At 25.2% G+C, this 20,215-nt stretch carries 18 protein-coding genes and 1 tRNA gene; 18 read left to right on the forward strand and 1 reads right to left on the reverse strand.

Annotated elements, in window-relative coordinates:
* The first annotated feature begins 67 nt into the window (after positions 1 to 67).
* The 15 genes from H8891_RS02820 (at position 68) to H8891_RS02890 (ending at position 16,611) form a co-directional block, all read left to right on the forward strand.
* Positions 68 to 2,113 carry a sensor histidine kinase gene (locus tag H8891_RS02820; protein WP_187005106.1) on the forward strand — a complete coding sequence of 682 codons (2,046 nt, stop codon included), beginning with the start codon at positions 68 to 70 and terminating at the stop codon, positions 2,111 to 2,113.
* Between the two features lie 159 nt (positions 2,114 to 2,272).
* Positions 2,273 to 5,458 (forward strand): ligand-binding sensor domain-containing protein, encoded by a 3,186-nt coding sequence (locus H8891_RS02825; protein ID WP_243207748.1) that lies wholly within the window; start codon positions 2,273 to 2,275, stop codon positions 5,456 to 5,458.
* Between the two features lie 120 nt (positions 5,459 to 5,578).
* Positions 5,579 to 5,667: transfer RNA gene (locus H8891_RS02830), tRNA-Ser, on the forward strand.
* A 175-nt stretch (positions 5,668 to 5,842) separates the two neighbouring features.
* The gene (locus tag H8891_RS02835; RefSeq protein ID WP_187005108.1) at positions 5,843 to 6,013 is read left to right on the forward strand and encodes a hypothetical protein; all 171 of its coding nucleotides are present in this window, start codon (positions 5,843 to 5,845) and stop codon (positions 6,011 to 6,013) included.
* 73 nt (positions 6,014 to 6,086) lie between these two features.
* Positions 6,087 to 8,219, forward strand: coding sequence for a DEAD/DEAH box helicase (locus H8891_RS02840; protein WP_243207749.1), 2,133 nt, complete (start codon positions 6,087 to 6,089; stop codon positions 8,217 to 8,219).
* Between the two features lie 124 nt (positions 8,220 to 8,343).
* Positions 8,344 to 8,571 (forward strand): hypothetical protein, encoded by a 228-nt coding sequence (locus H8891_RS02845; RefSeq protein WP_207723160.1) that lies wholly within the window; start codon positions 8,344 to 8,346, stop codon positions 8,569 to 8,571.
* 136 nt (positions 8,572 to 8,707) lie between these two features.
* Positions 8,708 to 8,995 carry a hypothetical protein gene (locus tag H8891_RS02850; protein WP_187005110.1) on the forward strand — a complete coding sequence of 96 codons (288 nt, stop codon included), beginning with the start codon at positions 8,708 to 8,710 and terminating at the stop codon, positions 8,993 to 8,995.
* A 132-nt stretch (positions 8,996 to 9,127) separates the two neighbouring features.
* The gene (locus H8891_RS02855) at positions 9,128 to 10,129 is read left to right on the forward strand and encodes a LacI family DNA-binding transcriptional regulator (protein ID WP_187005111.1); all 1,002 of its coding nucleotides are present in this window, start codon (positions 9,128 to 9,130) and stop codon (positions 10,127 to 10,129) included.
* Positions 10,130 to 10,332: 203 nt separating this feature from the next.
* Positions 10,333 to 11,985 carry a PTS transporter subunit IIBC gene (locus H8891_RS02860; RefSeq protein ID WP_187005112.1) on the forward strand — a complete coding sequence of 551 codons (1,653 nt, stop codon included), beginning with the start codon at positions 10,333 to 10,335 and terminating at the stop codon, positions 11,983 to 11,985.
* A gap of 4 nt (positions 11,986 to 11,989) precedes the next feature.
* Positions 11,990 to 12,781, forward strand: coding sequence for an endonuclease/exonuclease/phosphatase family protein (locus H8891_RS02865; protein ID WP_187005113.1), 792 nt, complete (start codon positions 11,990 to 11,992; stop codon positions 12,779 to 12,781).
* Between the two features lie 27 nt (positions 12,782 to 12,808).
* Positions 12,809 to 14,470, forward strand: coding sequence for a glycoside hydrolase family 13 protein (locus tag H8891_RS02870; protein ID WP_187005114.1), 1,662 nt, complete (start codon positions 12,809 to 12,811; stop codon positions 14,468 to 14,470).
* Between the two features lie 15 nt (positions 14,471 to 14,485).
* Positions 14,486 to 15,037 (forward strand): sugar O-acetyltransferase, encoded by a 552-nt coding sequence (locus H8891_RS02875; protein WP_187005115.1) that lies wholly within the window; start codon positions 14,486 to 14,488, stop codon positions 15,035 to 15,037.
* A gap of 228 nt (positions 15,038 to 15,265) precedes the next feature.
* Positions 15,266 to 15,934 (forward strand): hypothetical protein, encoded by a 669-nt coding sequence (locus H8891_RS02880; protein ID WP_187005116.1) that lies wholly within the window; start codon positions 15,266 to 15,268, stop codon positions 15,932 to 15,934.
* Between the two features lie 64 nt (positions 15,935 to 15,998).
* Complete coding sequence (locus H8891_RS02885) at positions 15,999 to 16,187, forward strand: hypothetical protein (RefSeq protein ID WP_187005117.1); 189 nt, start codon at positions 15,999 to 16,001, stop codon at positions 16,185 to 16,187.
* A gap of 148 nt (positions 16,188 to 16,335) precedes the next feature.
* The gene (locus tag H8891_RS02890; RefSeq protein WP_147545188.1) at positions 16,336 to 16,611 is read left to right on the forward strand and encodes a hypothetical protein; all 276 of its coding nucleotides are present in this window, start codon (positions 16,336 to 16,338) and stop codon (positions 16,609 to 16,611) included.
* Positions 16,612 to 16,666: 55 nt separating this feature from the next.
* Here the strand turns inward: H8891_RS02890 and H8891_RS02895 are convergent, their stop codons facing one another.
* A complete protein-coding gene (locus H8891_RS02895) occupies positions 16,667 to 17,416 on the reverse strand; it encodes a sulfite exporter TauE/SafE family protein (RefSeq protein ID WP_187005118.1) in 750 nt (249 codons plus the stop codon).
* Positions 17,417 to 17,575: 159 nt separating this feature from the next.
* Between H8891_RS02895 and H8891_RS02900 the strand changes: the two genes are divergently transcribed.
* The 3 genes from H8891_RS02900 to H8891_RS02910 all read left to right on the forward strand — a co-directional run bounded on the left by H8891_RS02900 (position 17,576) and on the right by H8891_RS02910 (position 20,191).
* On the forward strand, positions 17,576 to 18,910 hold the full coding sequence (locus H8891_RS02900) for an AAA family ATPase (protein WP_147545184.1): 1,335 nt from the start codon (positions 17,576 to 17,578) through the stop codon (positions 18,908 to 18,910).
* Positions 18,911 to 19,017: 107 nt separating this feature from the next.
* Complete coding sequence (locus H8891_RS02905; protein ID WP_147545182.1) at positions 19,018 to 19,530, forward strand: transcription repressor NadR; 513 nt, start codon at positions 19,018 to 19,020, stop codon at positions 19,528 to 19,530.
* A gap of 85 nt (positions 19,531 to 19,615) precedes the next feature.
* Complete coding sequence (locus H8891_RS02910; RefSeq protein ID WP_147545180.1) at positions 19,616 to 20,191, forward strand: hypothetical protein; 576 nt, start codon at positions 19,616 to 19,618, stop codon at positions 20,189 to 20,191.
* The last annotated feature ends 24 nt before the right edge of the window (positions 20,192 to 20,215 follow it).

Consider the following 20,215-nt stretch of genomic DNA (forward strand, 5'->3'; position numbering starts at 1 on the left):
CGAAAATATAGACTATTTTAAATAATAATGATATAGTTTGTAATAATAATTGATAGGGGAGATAAATATGGTAGGAGTAAATCAAAAACTTAAGATTAATGATAAAAATAAACTGGCAACTGTACTAACTATAAGTATGTCAGCATGTCTAGTCTTATTATATATGTTTGTTTTGATATTTTTATTTAAATTTGATTTAAACAACAGTATAAAACCAGAATATTTTATAAGATTTTTTAATATATTACTTTCTTTTTTAGCAATTACAAGTTGCTTACTTTGCTATAGTAGTAGTAAGAAAGAAGAACTTTTTATAATATCGTTAATGTACATTATATTTTTTGTAGATATTGTTTTAGGGATATTTGATAATTTAACATTAGAAAATACTATTATGAGTATGAAAGGGTATATTGCAATATCTACATCTATAATGAGAATAGTTATAATTTTAATAACAGCTTTTCCATTTAAAAAAACTAGAAAGCTTATAATGGATAATAAACTTTTAGTTATAAATTTAGTTTTCGTAGGTGCAATATGTTTTGGATATTTAGACCGTGAAAGCATTATATTTCCTATGAATAAAGATACTAATTTCTTTATAGGATATAATCTTTTATTAGTTATTATATACACAATAACAAGTTTTATATTTTTAAGAAAAGGCATTAAAGAAAATGATTATACATATTCAGTAATAGGTGCTAGTATATTAATGCTTTGGATTAAAGCTATATATGCCATTACAGGAGCTAATAAACCTATAATAGATATAAAACTTATATCTACATCTATAACATATATGGCATTCATAACAATTATAGTAGGTTTATTTTTAGAGCTTATAATAAGTGTAAAGAAAAAAAGAGAATTAAAAGAGGAAATAAAAATATTTTATAATTTAGTAGAGGAAAATAAGCAAAGTTGTATATATATATGTGATTTGGAAGGGAATATAATTTATTCTAATAAAAAAATTAAATCATACTTTTTTAAAGATGAAGAGTATGATAAAGAAAAATTAACAGATAAAATAAAATATAGCATTTCAACTATAAACGAAGAAGTTTTAGAAAATATCAAGCTAAGCATGAAAAATGAAGGGTGCTGGAATGGAAAAATAGAATTAAATTCAGGAAAAAATATAATTGATTGTAGTGCACAAACTGTACTAGATAATAGTACACAAATTATAGGTGATTCTAATGAACAAGATATAGAAGGCAAATCTGTAAAATTGGTAGTAACATTTACGGATGTAACTGAAGAACATAGAATGGAAAAATATATTATGGAATATGAAAAGATGAAAAATCATGAGAAAGTGAAAAATGAATTTTTCGCGAATATAAGTCATGAATTAAGAACTCCTTTAAATATATTTTATTCAATTGTGCAATTATTAGATTTAAAAATATGTAATGATGAAGAAGATTTTAGAAAATATTATGGTAAATATAGACAAAGTCTAAAGGTAAATTGTCAAAGAATGTTAAGACTTATAAACAATATAGTAGATATAACTAAAATAGATGTGGGTTGTACAAAACCTAATATAGTAAATTGTGATATTGTAAGATTAATAGAGGAAATAACAATGTCTGTTATAAGTTATGCAAAGCAAAAAGATATAAATATATTATTTGATACAGACATAGAAGAGCTTATAATTAAATGTGATCCTGAGATGATAGAAAGGGTAATGTTAAATTTATTATCTAACTCTATAAAATTTACAAAACCAAATGGTCATGTATTTGTAGATATACATGTGAATAAAGAGTGGGTACAAATAATAGTTGAAGATAATGGTATAGGTATACCACTACATATGCAAGATTTAGTATTTGAACGATTTGTACAAGCAGATAAGTCTTTAAATAGAATGAATGAAGGAAGTGGAATTGGACTTAGCATAGTTAAGTCTATAATAGAGTTAAATGGGGGAGAAATATATCTAGAAAGTGATGGTAAAAACGGGACTGAATTTGAAATTTTGTTACCAAATAAGAAATTATTAGGGGATACAGTAGAAGATGAAAGTAAAGATTATAAAGTTGATGTTCAAAAAATTGAATTAGAATTTTCAGATATATATGAATTATATTAATATACTAAGGTTAAATTTTAAAATAAATTTGAAATTAATATCTTATTATATTACAATGAATTAGATTAATTGGGATTTGGGTTGAAAGGAAAGTGTATGGGCAAATTTAGTTTATTAAAAAGATTTAATGTGTTTATTGTGATTAATATTATTGTTTTTTTGTATTCAAGAGTTAATATATATGCAGATTTTGAGCATATAAATTTTAACAATGCAAATATAGAACAAGGTATAAGTCAATCGACTATAGATGTAATATTTCAAGATAGTAAGGGTTATGTATGGCTAGGGACTAATGATGGATTAAATAAATTCAATGGATATGATTTTAAAGTTTATAATTATGAAGAAGAGAAAAATAGTATAAGTAATAGCCATATAACAGACATAGCTGAAGATAACTATGGAAATATATGGATAACCACGTCTAAGGGAGTTAATAAACTAAATCCCGACACTGATGAAATTATAAATTATACAGAAGAAAATAATTTAATATCTAGTGATAATGCTACAGAAGTAATACTTAGTAAAGATAATAAAATAATAGTTGCAACATCTAATGGATTAAACGTTTATAATGAAAAAGAAAATAAATTCAAACAAGTACTAGGTCAAGAAAAAGATTTAATATGTAAGTTTATGTATTCAATAGACGAAGACAATTTAGGGAATATATGGATTGGAACTAAAAAAGGAGTTATTAAAGTATCTAAAGACTTTAAAATACTTAACAGTTATCCTGCAAATGGCAAAAAGAATTCTGTAGGAGAAGGCGATGTATATAACATATATTGTGATGATGAAGATGGATATGTATGGGTTGGAAATGCTAATTCAGGTTTATCAAAGATAAATATGAAAACTAATGAAATAACCAAGTATAAACACAGTTCATCTGATTCAAAGTCTTTACCTAGTTCTAGTATAGGGGCAATAACAAAAGATAGCAAAGGTAATATATGGATTGGAACTTCTAATGGTCTTGCAAAATACAATAAAAAAGAAGATAATTTTTATACATATCAACATAAAGTATATGATAAAAATAGTTTAATTAATAATAATATAAAAAGTTTAATGGAAGATAGTGAAGGGATTATATGGGTAGGAACATACTCAGGTATAAGTATGTTTGATACAGAAAGTAAAATTAAACATTATAAGGCTGGTTTAGATAAGGATTATTTATTAAATGAAAATATAGTTCATGGTATATATGAAGATGATGATGGATATTTGTGGGTAGGAACTAATTCAAAAGGTGTAAATATAATAGATAAAAAACATAATAAATCTAAATTTATAAATTCAACTACAAATGAAGAGTTTATAAGTGATTCTATAAATGATATAACTGGAAAAGGTAATATAATTTATATAGCAACTGATGATGGGCTTATAAAACTTGACAAATCTAACAATGTTTTAAAACATTATAATGTAGAAGATGGATTATTAGATGAAAAAGTAACAGATATATTAGTAGATAGTAAAGGCTATATATGGTTAGGTACTCCCGATGGAGTAAATATATTAAATCCAAAAACTGAAGAATTTATAGATATAAATGAATTTATAAATAATGGTCAAGCTCCAAACAGGTACGTCAGGCATATATATGAAGATAGCGAAGGAAATTATTACTTAGGCTTTTTAGAACAACAAGGATTAAGTGTTATTAATACAAAAGATAAAACTATTAAAAATTATAAATATAGCAAAAGCGATAAAAATAGTATAAGTAATAACCATGTAAGATATATAAATGAAGATAGTAAAGGAAACATTTGGGTAGGTACAAGTTATGGACTAAACAAATTTGATAAAAAAACTAAAAAGTTCAAAAGGTATACAACAAAAGATGGAATAGCAAATAACACTATATATGGTATATTAGTAGACAATAAAGATAATATTTGGATAAGTACTAATAAAGGAATATCTAAAATAGATACAACTAATAATAAGGTACAAAATTTAGGTGTAATAGATGGGCTTCAATCAAATGAGTTTAATGGTAATGCTGCTTATAAAAATAATAAAGGAGAGTTTTTCTTTGGAGGAGTAAACGGACTAAATTCATTTTATCCAGATAAAATAATAAAATCAGGAGAAAAGCCTAACTTAATATTTGATAGATTTATTATAAATAACAAAGAGTATTGTAATATAGATAAAATGAAATTTAATGAAAATACTGATATTATAACTATCAAATTCTTTACATCAAACTATTCAAGTTTTCAAAATACAACATATGAATATAGTCTAGAAGGAACAAGCAAAAATGTTGTAAGAACTAAGGATAATCATGTTACATATAATGATTTACCGCCAGGAAAATATACATTTAAAGTTAAAGCTATAGATTCAAGTGGAAATATAAGTGATGAAAAACAAGTTGAGTTTACTATAAAACCTCCATTTTGGTTAAGTGGATATGCTTGTGTTATATATATATTAGCAATAATTATATTTATAATAAATCATAAAAATAAAGTTAAAAGATTAGATAGATTAGTACAAAAGAAAACTTTAAGGCTAAGAGAAGAAATGGAAAGAAACACAATTTTATTAAATAAAAATATAAAACTAGAGAGAAATAAAAATAGTTATTTTGTGAATTTATCTCATGAATTAAGAACACCATTAAATGTTATAAGTAGTACTAATCAATTAATAAATGGATTGATAAGAAAAGATGGAGATATAAAAAAACAAAACTTGGGTCACTATATAGATGTATCACAGCGAAATTGTAAACGATTATTAAATCTTATAAACAATATAGTAGATAGTACTAAGTTGCAAAATGATATGTATGTTATTTCTTTAAAAGAAACCGATATAGTATATTTAGTTGAAGAAACTGCTTTAACTTTAATAGATTATGTAAAGACAAAAGGAATACATTTAATAATAGATCCAGAAATAGAAGAAAAAACAATAATGTGTGATAGTCATGAAATAGAAAGGTGTATTGTTAATTTAGTTGGAAATGCGGCTAAATTTACACCAGAAGGTGGAAATATAACTATAACGATTAAAGATTTAGAAGATAAAGTCATGATTAGTGTTTTAGATACTGGAATTGGAATAGATGAAAAATATCATAAAGTTATATTTGATAGATTTAGTCAAGTCGTGGATTTAAACAATGAAGTTAAAGGTGGTAGTGGATTAGGCCTTACTATAACTAATCATATAATTAAACTTCATAAAGGTGAAATCTATGTAGAAAGTAAAGTTGGAGAAGGTAGTAATTTTGTAATAATACTTCCTGTAAATCCTAATATAGAAGATGAAAATAAATATGTAGAATCTAATGTAGAGCAAATATAATTAAAAGCGGATACTAATTAAAGTATTCGCTTTTTAAATAAATTAATAATAAAATTATAAAAAAGTATTTACAAAAAACACTAATATATGATATATTATATACATAAGTTAATGGAATACGGAGAGGTGTCCGAGTGGTTTAAGGAGCTGGTCTTGAAAACCAGTGACTCCGAAAGGGGCCGTGGGTTCGAATCCCACCCTCTCCGCCAGTTAGTAAAGTACCTATTATTTAGGTGCTTTTTTCGTTTGTAAAAAATTTACATTAATTCTAAACTATTAAAAACTAAATATAAATGTAAAGTAAGTTTTTACAAATTGTATATTATTGATGCTATAGCGTAAAATAAATTATAAAATACTCGATAATATGAAAGGGTTGTATTTATGGAAAATAAAAATAAAAAACATAATACAAATTCATTAAAATATGAGGTATATAATAATTTATTTTTAAATAACCTAGATACAATAAGTGGAGAATCAGATAATGCATCTAAGAATTTATATTTATATTTAAATTTAGATAAAATAAAAAAACATATAAAAAATAGATAAGTTAGATAAAACATATAAGACCTGTATATATACAGGTCTTATATATTTTATAATATAAATGGAGGTGATAATTTTGAAAATAAGCACTTTAAAAACAATTATCGAAAATAATACTGAAAAAAATAGGCATAATGCTGGAGTTATGATGTATAAAAATAATTTAGTCAGCAATAGTTATATAAAAAAAGAAAATGACAATATAAATTTTTATGCTACAGTAGCTAATGACTTTTATAATGAGCTAAATACTACGCTGGTTGTGGTTAATGATAAGACACATAGGCTTGTAAATACAAGTTGTGACTGCAATGATTGGTTGAGTAAAAGTAGTGAAAATAATACATTTATATGCAAGCATATGGTAGCTACAGTTTTTAAATGTATAGACGATTTAGCAAAAAATAAGTTACAAAAAAATGCTAAAGCACCTAAATTTAATGCTAACGAAATAAATTATGTAGATGTAAAAATTAGTGCAAGCATATATAATGACAAAAATAATAATCTAAACTTTTCTTTTAAAATAGGTAATTTTAATAAATCTAGATATATTGATATATACAATGCATTCAAGGAAAATAAACGACTATATAAGATAAAAGAATCAACATATTTAGATTTGCATAATAAAGATATTAAAGACATTCTAGAATTAATAGATATAATTAAAACATCAGATGAAATTGATAACATTAAGATTGAAAGTAACAAAGCTATATACATAGATAATTATATAAAGGAAAATAATATAAATTTTATAACTGGAAAAGAATATATAGAAAGAATAACAAGTAAATTTGATAATGATAAAAAATATGAATTTAATATACCTAATGAATTAAAAGACATATTAAGATATTATCAAAAAGAAGGTGTTAATTGGTTTAATAATATAAGTTATTATAAATTCGGGGGAATATTAGCTGATGAGATGGGACTTGGAAAAACTCTCCAAACGATAGCTTTTATTATGAACAACAAAAATTCAAAGAGTATAATAATAACTCCAACTTCACTTATATATAACTGGAAAAGTGAATTTGATAAATTCGCACCTAATATAAAATTGGGAATAGTTCATGGGGATAAGAAAAAAAGAGAAGAAATAATTGACAAATCAAATAAATATGATGTTATATTAACTACATATTCAACAATAAGAAATGATTTAGAAAAATATAAAAATAAAATATTTGATTATTGTATAATAGATGAGGCTCAAAATATAAAAAATCCAGATGCAATAATAACTAAAACTATTAAGTGTATAAATTCTAAGGTAAGATTTGCACTAACGGGAACACCAATAGAAAATAATTTATTAGAGTTATGGTCTATATTTGACTTTATTATGCCAGGATACTTATATGATAAGACAGAATTTAAAAATAGATTTATTAACTCTGATAATACAAATAAATTAAAAAATTTAATTAAACCATTCATATTGAGAAGAACTAAAAAAGAGGTTATTAAAGAATTACCTGATAAAATAGAAAAGAAATTTATTGTAGAGTTAAATAAAGAACAAAAGAAAATATATGATATCTATAACAAAAGTGTATTAGAAAAAATTAAAAATAACAAAGATGAAAATGATAAAATAACTATATTTTCTTATTTAACAAAGCTAAGACAATTATGTCTTCATCCTAGAATTTTACTAAAAGATTACAGTGGAAAAAGCTCTAAAATTGATATTTGTATAGATATATTAAAAGATGCTATAGAAAACAATAGAAAGATACTTTTGTTTTCGCAATTTACTAGTATCTTAAAACTTATAGCACATGAAATAGAAAAAAATAATATAAAATATATGTATTTAGATGGTAAAACAAAATCTGAAGATAGAATAAAATTAGTAAATGAATTTAATAAAAATAATGAAATTAAAGTATTTTTAATATCATTAAAAGCAGGAGGAACAGGTCTTAATTTAACTAGTGCAGATATGGTTATACATTTTGATCCATGGTGGAATATAGCTGTTGAAAATCAAGCAAGTGATAGAGCTCACAGATTAGGACAAGAAAATGTAGTTGAAGTTATAAAATTAATATCAAAAGATACTATAGAAGAAAAAATTATAAATTTACAAGAAAGTAAAAAAGAACTTATAGAAGATATAATTGATGATAAGCTTTCTAATTCCAAAACACTAAATAAGTTGAGTAAAGAAGAGTTGATAGATTTATTTAAATAGAAATTCTTTCATATTAAAATAAAAGGTTTTATATATTTTAAATTTGTAACCAAACTTCAAAATACTACATACTAGTATATAAGTAGAATATTCTACTTATATACTAGTACAGGAGATGTATATAATGGGAAAGAAAAAAGTTGAAGAAAATATTAAAAAAGTTACTAAACCTGTAACAGATGTAGGAAAAGAAGTAATAAATGGAGCAGGTAATATTAGTAAAGAAACTATAAATACTGGATTAAATGTAGGAAAAGATGTATTAAATGGCGTAGGAAATATTGCTAAAGAAACTATAAGTACAGGGGTTAATGTAGGTAAGAAGGTTAAAGAAAATATTAAGGGTAAATAGTTATTAAAAGGGAGTGGTATACTCCCTTTATTATTTAATATGTAAATATTGGTACAAACACGAAATGACAAAAAACGACAATGATTCTGAGTTATAATATCTACATAAAAGACATCTTGAAAGGAGATTTATAACATTGGGGAATAAGTTGGAGTTATTAAAAGAATCATATGAATTACTATTAGAGGTAGATGAAATATTAAAAGAGAATTTTGATTATGAAATCGATATCAAAGATGGATTTTTAGATGAAGAAAATGAAATAATAACTATAAAAGATAATTTTGGAAGTTATATACAATATGATGTATATGATTGTTACACAGCATTAATAAAAGTTTCAAAACTTTACAATGACACTAAAATACATAATATATGGAAAAGATTAAAGAGAATAAGTATAGAAGCTGAAATAATTCATTAAGTTTTAATTAGCCTTAAACTATATAGTTTAAGGCTATAATTATATAATGAAATTATAGGATTATAAATTTAATGTGATATAATAAAAGAAAATAAAAAAGGGTAAATAAAAATATAAAGGAAATTTAACGTTATGAAAGTTACAATAAAAGATGTGGCAAAGGAAGCTGGGGTAGCGACGTCTACTGTATCTAGAGTTCTATCAAATAATTCAAAAATAAGTGATGAAACGAAAGAAAAAGTACATAAGGCAATAAAAAAATTAAATTATAAACCAAGTGCTATAGCTAGAAGTTTAGCAAATAATAAAACTAGAATTTTAGGTGTAATTTTGCCAAATGAAGCACAAGAATTTCTTGATAATTCATTTTTTCTAAATGCAATGAAGGGAATAAGTATTTATGCACAAAGTAAGGGATATTATATAACTTACGTCTTTACAAAAGAAAATAAAAAAGAGTTAGATAGCATAATAGATATTATTGATGCAAAATTAATAGATGGAATAATACTATTAAGATCAGAGGAAAATGATAAAAGTATAAATTACTTAAAAAAAATTAATTTTCCTTTTTCAGTAATTGGAAGACCAGAAGATTCTAATGATGTATTATGGGTGGATAATGATAATTTTCAAGCTACTTACAATATTGTAAACAAACTTGTTCAAAGGGGACATAGAAATATAGGTTTTATTGGAGCTATTGAAAATTTAAATATGTCTAAAGACAGGCTAAAAGGTTATACTATGGCTCTAGAAATAAACGGAATAAATTTAAATGAAAACCTTATAATACATGGCAAAGATTTTACTGAAGAAGAAGGCTATATTTGTATGGAAAAATTATTTATAAATAATAACTTAAGTGCAATCATAACTACTGATGATTTATTAGCATTTGGAGTTAGAAAATTATTAAATGAAAAAAATATAAAAAATATATCTTTAGTTGGATTTAATGATACGAAATTAGATAAATATCAAAATCCACCGCTAGCATCGGTAAATATTAATGCAGATGAATTAGGATATTATGCAACTAAACTTTTGATTGATAAGTTAGAGAATAATAGCGCTATAAACAACCACTATATTGTAAAAACTGAATTTATTGAAAGAGAATCATTTATATAATAAACCACATATGTGCATATGTGGCTTATTATATGCAATCGATTGCCTAAAGTTTGAAAGTATAAAAATAAATAGGGTGAAATTCTTGAAAACATTTTCATAAAGTGGTATAATAAACACATAAAAATTAATTTAGCGAAGTGAAGTAATATATTTTTTTAAAAAATAATGCAATCGGTTGCATAAAAGAAAGGGGATTTATAATGAGTAGTAAAACTAAACTAATATCTTTTGATTTCTGGCAAAAGCTAGGAAAAGCACTTTTAGTAGTTATAGCAGTAATGCCAGCTGCGGGGCTTATGGTTTCTATAGGTAAACTTATAGGTATGTCATCAGATGCCCATTTTATAATGACAACTGCAAAAGTTGTAGAAGACATAGGTTGGGGAATTATTGGTAACCTACATATATTATTTGCAGTAGCAATAGGAGGATCTTGGGCGAAAGAGCGTGCAGGGGGAGCTTTTGCAGCAGTAATTGCTTTTATATTAATAAATCGTATAACTGGAGTTATACTAGGTGTTACATCAGATATGCTATTAGATCCAAATGCAACAGTAACATCATTAACAGGATCTACACTTTTAGTAAAAGATTATTTTACATCTATACTAGGTGCACCAGCTCTTAATATGGGGGTCTTTGTAGGTATAATTTCAGGTTTTATGGGAGCAGTTCTTTACAACAAATTCTATAACTTTGATAAACTGCCTAAAGCTTTAGCATTTTTCAACGGAAAACGTTTTGTACCATTTGTTGTAATTTTAGGGTCAGTAGTGGGGGCTATTGTTTTAGCTATAGTTTGGCCATTTGCACAAAGTGCATTAAATGCATTTGGTATGTGGATTGCATCTTCTAAAGATACAGCTCCAGTATTAGCACCTTTTGTATATGGAACTCTTGAGAGACTATTGTTACCATTTGGACTTCACCACATGATAACAGTTCCTATGAATTATACGGAATTAGGTGGAGTATATCAAATAGCAACAGGAGCGGCTGCTGGAACTACTGTTGCAGGTCAAGATCCATTATGGCTTGCATGGATAACAGATTTAATAAATTTAAAAGCTTCGGGAGATACTTCAGCATACAATCATTTATTAACAAGTATAACTCCAGCTCGTTTTAAAGCAGGTCAAGTTATATTATCAACTGCATCACTTGCAGGTATATCTTTTGCAATGTATAAAAATGTAGATAAAGATAAAGCAAAAAAATATAAACCTATATTTATTTCAGCTATGTTAGCGTGTTTCCTAACAGGAGTAACAGAACCAATTGAATTTATGTTTATGTTTATATCACCAGTTTTATATTTAGTATACGCAGTACTTACTGGACTTGGATTTGCACTTGCAGATATAATCAACTTAAGGGTTCATGCATTTGGGTTTATAGAATTTTTAACTCGTACTCCAATGATGATAAAAGCAGGACTTACTATGGATTTAGTTAACTTCTTTATATCATGTGCAGTATTTTTCTTATTAAACTTTGGAATATTCAATTTCTTAATCAAGAAGTTTAATATTGCAACACCAGGACGTAGAGGTAATTATATAGAAGAAGGTAATGAAGAGGATAATAAAAAAGTTGATACAAATATGGCACAAGATGTTTTATCAAGTAAAATAATTAATTTACTTGGGGGAGCAGACAACATAGAAGATGTAGATGCGTGTATGACACGTTTAAGAGTAACAGTAAAAGATGTTAGTTTAGTTGGAAATGAAAAAGAATGGAAAGCATTAGGAGCTTTAGGATTAATTGTTAAAGATAGAGGGGTTCAAGCTATATATGGACCTAAGGCGGATGTTTTAAAATCAAATATACTAGACATGTTGGGGGCGTAGAAAATTGAGACTTTTAACATTAAATTGCCATTCATGGCAAGAAGAAAATCAAATTGAAAAAATAAAATATATAGCAAACACTATTAATGAAAAAGATTATGATGTAATAGCTTTACAAGAGGTAAGCCAATTAATAGAAAAAGATAAAGTATATGATAATGTTAAAAGTGACAATTTTGCATTGCTATTACAAAATGAATTAAAAAAATTAGGTAATAATCAGTATGAATTTTATTGGGATGTAGCACATATAGGATATGATATTTATGAAGAGGGGCTTTGTCTTATGACAAAGCTTCCTATAGTTAATAAAGAAAGCTTTTATGTTACAAATTCAGCAAAACTTGATTTTTGGAAAACAAGAAAAATAGTAGGGATAGATGTTATTTATAAATCAAAAGAAATTAGATTTTTATCTTGCCATTTAGGATGGTGGAATGATGAGGAGGAATCTTTTAAGGAACAAGTAAAAAAACTTATTAATGAAACTAAAGATGAAAGATTAGTTTTTTTAATGGGAGATTTTAATAATAATGCAAATATAAAAGGCGAAGGTTATGATTATCTATGCAATGAATTTTTTGATACATATAAGATTTCTAAAGTTAAAGATGAAGGAATTACAGTTAAAGGTAAAATTGCAGGATGGGAGGAAAATAAACTTGACTTAAGATTAGACTTAATACTTTCTAATAAAAAAATTGATGTTGAAAGTTCTAATGTTATATTTAATGGGATAAATAAAAAAGTAGTATCAGATCATTACGGAGTAGAAGTGTGTATAAATATAAATTAAAAATATAAGTTATGGAGGTTGACATATATGAAAAAAGTTTGGTGGAAAGAAGCTGTAGCTTATCAAGTATACCCAAGAAGCTTTTACGATTCAAATAATGATGGAATTGGAGATTTAAGGGGAATAATAGAAAAATTAGATTATATAAAAGAATTAGGAATAGACATTATATGGGTATCTCCTTTTTATAAATCTCCAAATGATGACAATGGATATGATATAAGTGATTATAAGGATATAATGAAAGAGTTCGGGAATATGAAAGATTTTGATGACTTATTAGAAGAAGTTCATAAAAGAGGTATGAGATTAATAATTGATTTAGTAATAAATCATACTAGTGATGAACATCCTTGGTTTATAGAATCAAGATCTTCAAAAGATAATCCAAAAAGAGATTGGTATATATGGAGAGATGGTAAAGAAGATAAAGAACCAAATAACTGGGAAAGTATATTTGGAGGATCAGCTTGGGTAAAAGATGAAAAAACTAATCAATACTACCTACATTTATTTACTAAAAAACAACCAGATTTAAACTGGAAGAATAAAGATATGAGAAGTGCTATTTATGAGATGATGAACTGGTGGTTAGATAAGGGAATAGATGGATTTAGAGTTGATGCCATAAGCCATATAAATAAAGAGGAAGGTCTTTTAGATATGCCAAATCCTAATAATCTAAAGTATGTTTCTTCTTTTGATAAGCATATGAATGTAGAGGGTATACATGAATATTTAAAAGATATAAAAGATAATACTTATGGTAAATATGATGTAATGACGGTTGGAGAAGCTAATGGAGTAACTCCAGAGGATGCTCACCTGTGGGTATCTGAAGAGGAAGGTAAATTTAACATGGTGTTTCAATTTGAACATTTAGATTTATGGAATAACAATATGGATAAATCTTTAGATTTAGTTAAGTTTAAGAAAGTATTATCTAAGTGGCAAAACAATTTACACAATATAGGGTGGAATGCTTTATTTATAGAAAATCATGATATACCTAGAATTGTATCTATGTTAGGAAATGATGAAAAATATTGGTATGAAAGTTCAACATGCTTAGGTCTTATGTACTTTATGCAAGAAGGTACTCCTTTTATATATCAAGGACAAGAAATTGGTATGACTAATGTTGAATTTGAAAATATAGAAGACTATGATGATGTAAAAACTAAAAATAATTATTATTTAGGGTTAGAATCTGGAGAAAGTCATGAAAATCTTATAAAAAGAGCTTGGAGATTATCAAGGGATAATTCAAGAACTCCTATGCAATGGGATGATAGTGATTTTGGTGGATTTAGCAAAAACAATCCATGGATAAATGTAAATCCAAATTATAAAACTATAAATGTCAGAAATCAAATAAATGATGAAAATTCAATTCTTAACTTTTATAAAGCTATGATAAAGATAAGAAAGTCAAATGAAGCATTAATTTATGGTGAATATAAGTTAATATTAGAAGATGATAAAAATATATATGCATACAAAAGAGTTTTAGGAAGTGACGAATTTATAATAATTACAAATATGTCTAATGAAAAAGTTATGTATAATTATAAAGATATTAAATTAAAGTATGAGAATTTAGTAATATCTAATTTAGAAGTGAAAAAACATGAAATAACAAATAGGCTTGAGCTAAAACCTTGGGAATGCAGAATGTACAAAATTTAATAAAAGGGGGATTATATGACTGAAAAAGAGAAGATGTTAAGTGGAAAAGCCTATATAGCATCAGATGAAGAACTTGTTAGAGAAAGAAAATATGCTAGAAAAATAACTCGATTATTTAATCAAACTACAGAAGAAGATGATGAAGAGAGAGTGGTTTTATTAAAAAATCTATTTGGAGCTACTGGAGAAAATATTTATATAGAGCCAAGTTTTAAATGTGACTATGGATCTAATATTTATATAGGAGATAATTTTTATGCTAACTTTAATTGTATAATGCTAGATGTTTGTGAAATTAAAATCGGAAAAAATGTTATGTTAGCACCAAATGTTCAAATTTATACGGCATATCATCCAATAGATGCAAAACTTAGAAATTCAGGTATTGAGTATGGAGCTTCTGTAACTATAGGAGATAACGTATGGATTGGAGGAGGAGCCATAATAAACCCGGGAGTAACCATAGGGGATAATGTAGTTATAGGCTCTGGAAGTGTTGTAACAAAAGATATACCAGCTAACTGTGTTGCTGTAGGAAATCCATGCAAGGTTATAAAAATATTATAAAAAAATAAAAGTAGCTATCTTTATTAAAGGTAGCTACTTTTATTTAAATATATCACTAGATAGTAAAATAAATACAGAATGTATGACTTTAATTGGATTTATAATAATTCTTTATTTACTAAATATAATAAGTTTAATAATATATATAAATATATAATAAAATTAGTAATAAAGTATCACTTTTCACATATAAAAACTAATAAAGAAATTTTTATATGTGGAGGGTTTATGAAAAGTTTATTATCTAAAATAGATGAAATGAAAAAAAATTTACAACAAAAAGATATAAAATCTATAAAAAGTAGTAAATTTAAGACTATATCCACAAAAGATATTAATAATGAAAATTCACAAATTGTTAATACATATAATTATTATGTAAAATTAACTAAAAGAGTTAAAAAATATATAAATACAGATGAAGATATAATATTTGAAACTAGAAAAGATATATACAATAGATTAATTTGTTTGATGATAAAATTAACAAAAAGTGAAATAGAAATATTTATGAAAATAGATATACGAGTAATTACTGGAAATACAAGAGATACATATATGGACTGTGCTTACTACAATATGAACGATGAAGGTGTTTTGTATATAAAAGAATTTTCTTCAGGGAAGCCAAACCATGGATACGGAAGTATATTACTAAAAAATTTAGATTATATAGCTAATAAAATAAATATGAAATTAGATTTGTATAATCATTATTTTGAAGATTATACATTTAACTATATAAAAAAAATAGAAGGGGTCGCAATACCTTATAAGCCTATAATAAGTCAAGAGAATCTAAATAAAATATACAGAAAATATGGATTTGAAGTAGATGAAAAAAATAATATGAAGATAACTAGGTATATTAAAAATAAAGAATTAATTTATAATTAGAATATCAATTTAGTTTTTGGACAAATTAAATATGAAATATATTTATCATCTAGGAGGATTTATTATGGATAATAATAAAAACAGACACAAAGATAGAAAAAAAACTAATGCAGAAAAAAGAAAGATATTATTTGAACATGGTTCTGAAATAGGAATAGTAGATGGTAAAAAAATAGGAGCTAGAAATTCAGGTTCAACTAAAACTAGAGATGAGAAGTTATATGATAAGATAGGTAAAAAAGGAACTTATTAAATAAAAAACAGGTGTAATGATTTAATCATTACACCTGTTTTTTATTTAATAAAAGATTGAAAAAAATATTTATATAGATATCAGCATTAACAAATAAATATAAGGAACATATTATATAAAAGATGATTAAACCCAAGGAGGGATTGATATGAAGTATGCATCTTATAAAATAGGAAATATAGTAGATATACAAGACATTAAAGGTCAACCATATAAGTTTATAACTATAGCAACAAATCCGTGTGATATATATACATTTACTAGGTTAATTTATAGTGACCAAACTTTAATACTTGATTGTGAATATAATGAATTAACTATTAAAGATTTAAATATCGGAGATAAAGTTATAGCTTATCATTCTAATGCAATGACTATGAGTATACCACCTCAGACTCAAGTATATATAATAGAAGTAAAATAAATATATAAATAAAAAATAAGCTATATAGTAAATTACTATATAGCTTATTTTTTATTTATACAGATTGATATATCAACTTTATAGCTACTCCAATAGCCATAACTAAAAATATAGGCTTTATTAAAGTTGAGCCTTTTTTTATAGCAACTTTAGCACCTACATATCCACCAATAACCATAGATATTGCATAAAATATAGCTATATTATAAAGTATTTGACCATTAAACATAAACAATATAAGTGCTGTAAAATTGCTAGTAAAATTTAATATTTTAGTATTAGCTGATGCATGTAAAAAATCAAATCCATATATTTTAATAAGAGCAAATACTAAAAAGGTTCCTGTACCAGGACCAAAGAATCCATCATAAAATCCTAATGAAAATGCCATGATTATTCCTAATTTAATATTTTTACTAGTAAGTGATTCAAATGTGTTTTCAGATCCAAGGTCTTTTTTAAAATATGTATATATTGCAACTGCTAAAATCATTATAAAGACTAATATGTTTAAAATAGTATCACTTATAGATAAAACACATTTAACACCTAATATACACCCCAAAATTGTAAATGGAATAAGTTTTTTTAGTAATTCATTATTAGTTTTCCCAGATTTTTTGTATCTATAAGCGCTAGAAAAACACCCAAAAGCACCAGCAAACTTATTAGTTCCAAGTGCTAAATGAGGAGAAAGTCCAGACATTAAAAGTACGGGCATACTTATAAGACCTCCACCTCCAGCTATCGAATCAATAAAAGCAGCTAAAAATCCTCCAAAGCAAAGAAAAATTATTATAAGCATAAACCCTCCAAAAAAATATATAATATTATGTATTAATTATAATATAAAATAATCTAAAGATGTTATTATAAAAATTAGTGGTAAACATAATCATATATGTAATAAACTAATCATATATTTTAGTAAGGTATAATATATAAATTGGGAGGAGTGATTAATATGGCTAAGGACATAGTTATAGATTTTTTAACAAAATTATCTTTAGATATAGAAAATAAAGCTAATGTAGATATAAGTTATAGCCAACAAAGAGATTACTTTTCTAGTGGTAAAATACTAGGCCAACCCATATACTATGTATTTAAATATTTTAGAAAAGAGCAACAATTAGGTATATATATAGAATCAAGAGATTCTGAAGGGGCCCAATTTATAAAAGATATATATTATGAAAAAAATGAATCTATATCAAGAAAAATAGGTTATGAAATAGGTATAAGTGAAAGAAAACAAAATAAAGATTGGGTTAGAATGGGTTTTGAAATAGATGTAGATAATTTTAGTGAACTTATGGAATATAGAAAATTATATTTTCATGCATTTTTGAAGTTTAAATCATCTATAGAGAAAATAGTTGAAAAGTATGTAGATGCAATATTTAATTTTACTGGTAATTTTGGATATACTAAGACAGAACTTCTAAGAGAAGTATTTATGGATGAAGAAGTTTTAGATGATATAATATTTAATTTAGAACAAAAGAAAAATATAATATTACAAGGGCCTTCGGGAGTTGGAAAAACATTCATTGCAAAAAGAATTTGCTATTTTCATCAAGGTAATAGAGATAACTCCAATATTGAAATGGTACAGTTTCATGAATATTATACATATGAAGAGTTTGTAAGAGGATATAGGCGAGGGAAAAATGGAGAAGATTATATAAAAAATGGTATATTTTATGATTTTATAAAAAAAGCACAAACATATCCAGAACATAAGCATTACTTTATAATAGATGAAATAAATAGAGGTAATTTAAATAAAATTTTCGGGGAATTAACTATGCTAATAGAAAATAATAAAAGAGGAAAAGAAAATTCTATAAAGCTTTTATACAGTGAGTGTGATGAAAGCTTTTATATACCTGAAAATGTATATATTATAGGAACTTTAAATACATCAGATAATACACTAAAAGATATATCATACCCACTAAGAAGAAGATTTGGATTTATTGATATAGATCCTGTTTTTGAAAATATGGATTTAAGAAACTATCTTGGAAATTATATAGGTGTTGAGATGGCAGATAAAGTAGTATGTAAGATGATGTATTTAAATAAAACTATAGAAGAAGATAATAAACTTGGAAAGAGATACAAAATAGGTCAAAGCTATTTTATGATTAATGAGAAAGTAGACGAATATCAAGTGTATAGTTGGTATAGGCAAGTTATAAAAAGAGATATAGAACCATTAATAAGAGAATATATGATAGATAAAGATGAAGAATACATAGATAATATAATTAAAAATTTAATTGATGATTAAAAAGTCTCGGATATAAACAAATATTAGAGGCTTTTTTATTTATGTTTTTAATGATATATAAATTACTATATAATATAAAATATAATTGAATAAGGAGGTTTTATATTATGAATGCCAAAGATAGAAGGAATCAAATTTTAGATATTTTAAAAAATTCAACACAGGCAGTTAATGGATCACAACTATCTAAAGAATTAGGAGTAAGTAGACAAGTTATAGTTTCAGATGTTGCACTAATTAGAGCATCAGGAATAGATATAATATCTACACCAAAAGGATATATACTTAACAAAAATTTAGATGATAGATATATAGTTAAAACAATAGCATGTAAACATTCAAGGGATTGTACAGAAGATGAATTAAACTTAATAGTTGACGAAGGTGCTACAGTTGTAAATGTTATAGTTGAACATAGTGTTTATGGTCAACTAACAGGAGATTTACATTTATCATCAAGAAGAGATGTTCGTGAGTTTATGAAAAGTTTAAATGAAAATTCAGTTAATCCGTTGTCACAATTAACTGATGGAATACATTTACATACTATAAAGTGTGAAAATGAAGATATATTAAATAGTGTTTTAAATAATTTGAAAGAAAAAGGTTATGCTTTATAGAGTTGACATAAATAATTACTAACTATACAATTGTAATTAAGAGTGTAAAGACACTTATAATTATAATTGTATGGGGGAATTTATTATGAATCGTAAGTCAAGTACTAAATCTATTGTCATATCAGCTTTATTATGTGCATTGGGGATTATAATACCTATGTTTTCGCCAATTAAAATAATATTAGAACCTGCATCATTTACATTGGCTAGCCATATTGCCATATTTATAGCTATGTTTATTTCGCCATCTACTGCAATATTTGTTACATTAGGAACGACAATAGGATTTTTATTAGGAGGATTTCCAGTTGTTGTTGTGCTTAGAGCACTTAGTCATTTAGGGTTTGTAAGTATAGGATCAATATATTTAAAGAAAAATAATGAAGTTATAAAAAGTGTAAAATCGTCATTATTATGTTCATTTATTTTGGGACTTATACATGCAGTTGGTGAAGTTTTAATAGTAGTACCATTTTATTTTGGGGATGGATTGTCAAATGGATACTATGAACAAGGGTTTATGATATCAGTTTTAGGTTTAGTTGGAATAGGAACTATAATTCATAGTATGCTGGATTTTGGATTATCAGTTTACATATGGAATTTAATGCCTAAAGAAATTAGAAGTAATAATACAATTAAAAGTACTATAAAAGCTTAAAATAAACAGTGCTAGATCAAATTT

The sequence above is a fragment of the Paeniclostridium hominis genome, from assembly GCF_014306135.1.
GTDB classification, from domain to species: Bacteria; Bacillota; Clostridia; order Peptostreptococcales; family Peptostreptococcaceae; genus Paraclostridium; species Paraclostridium hominis.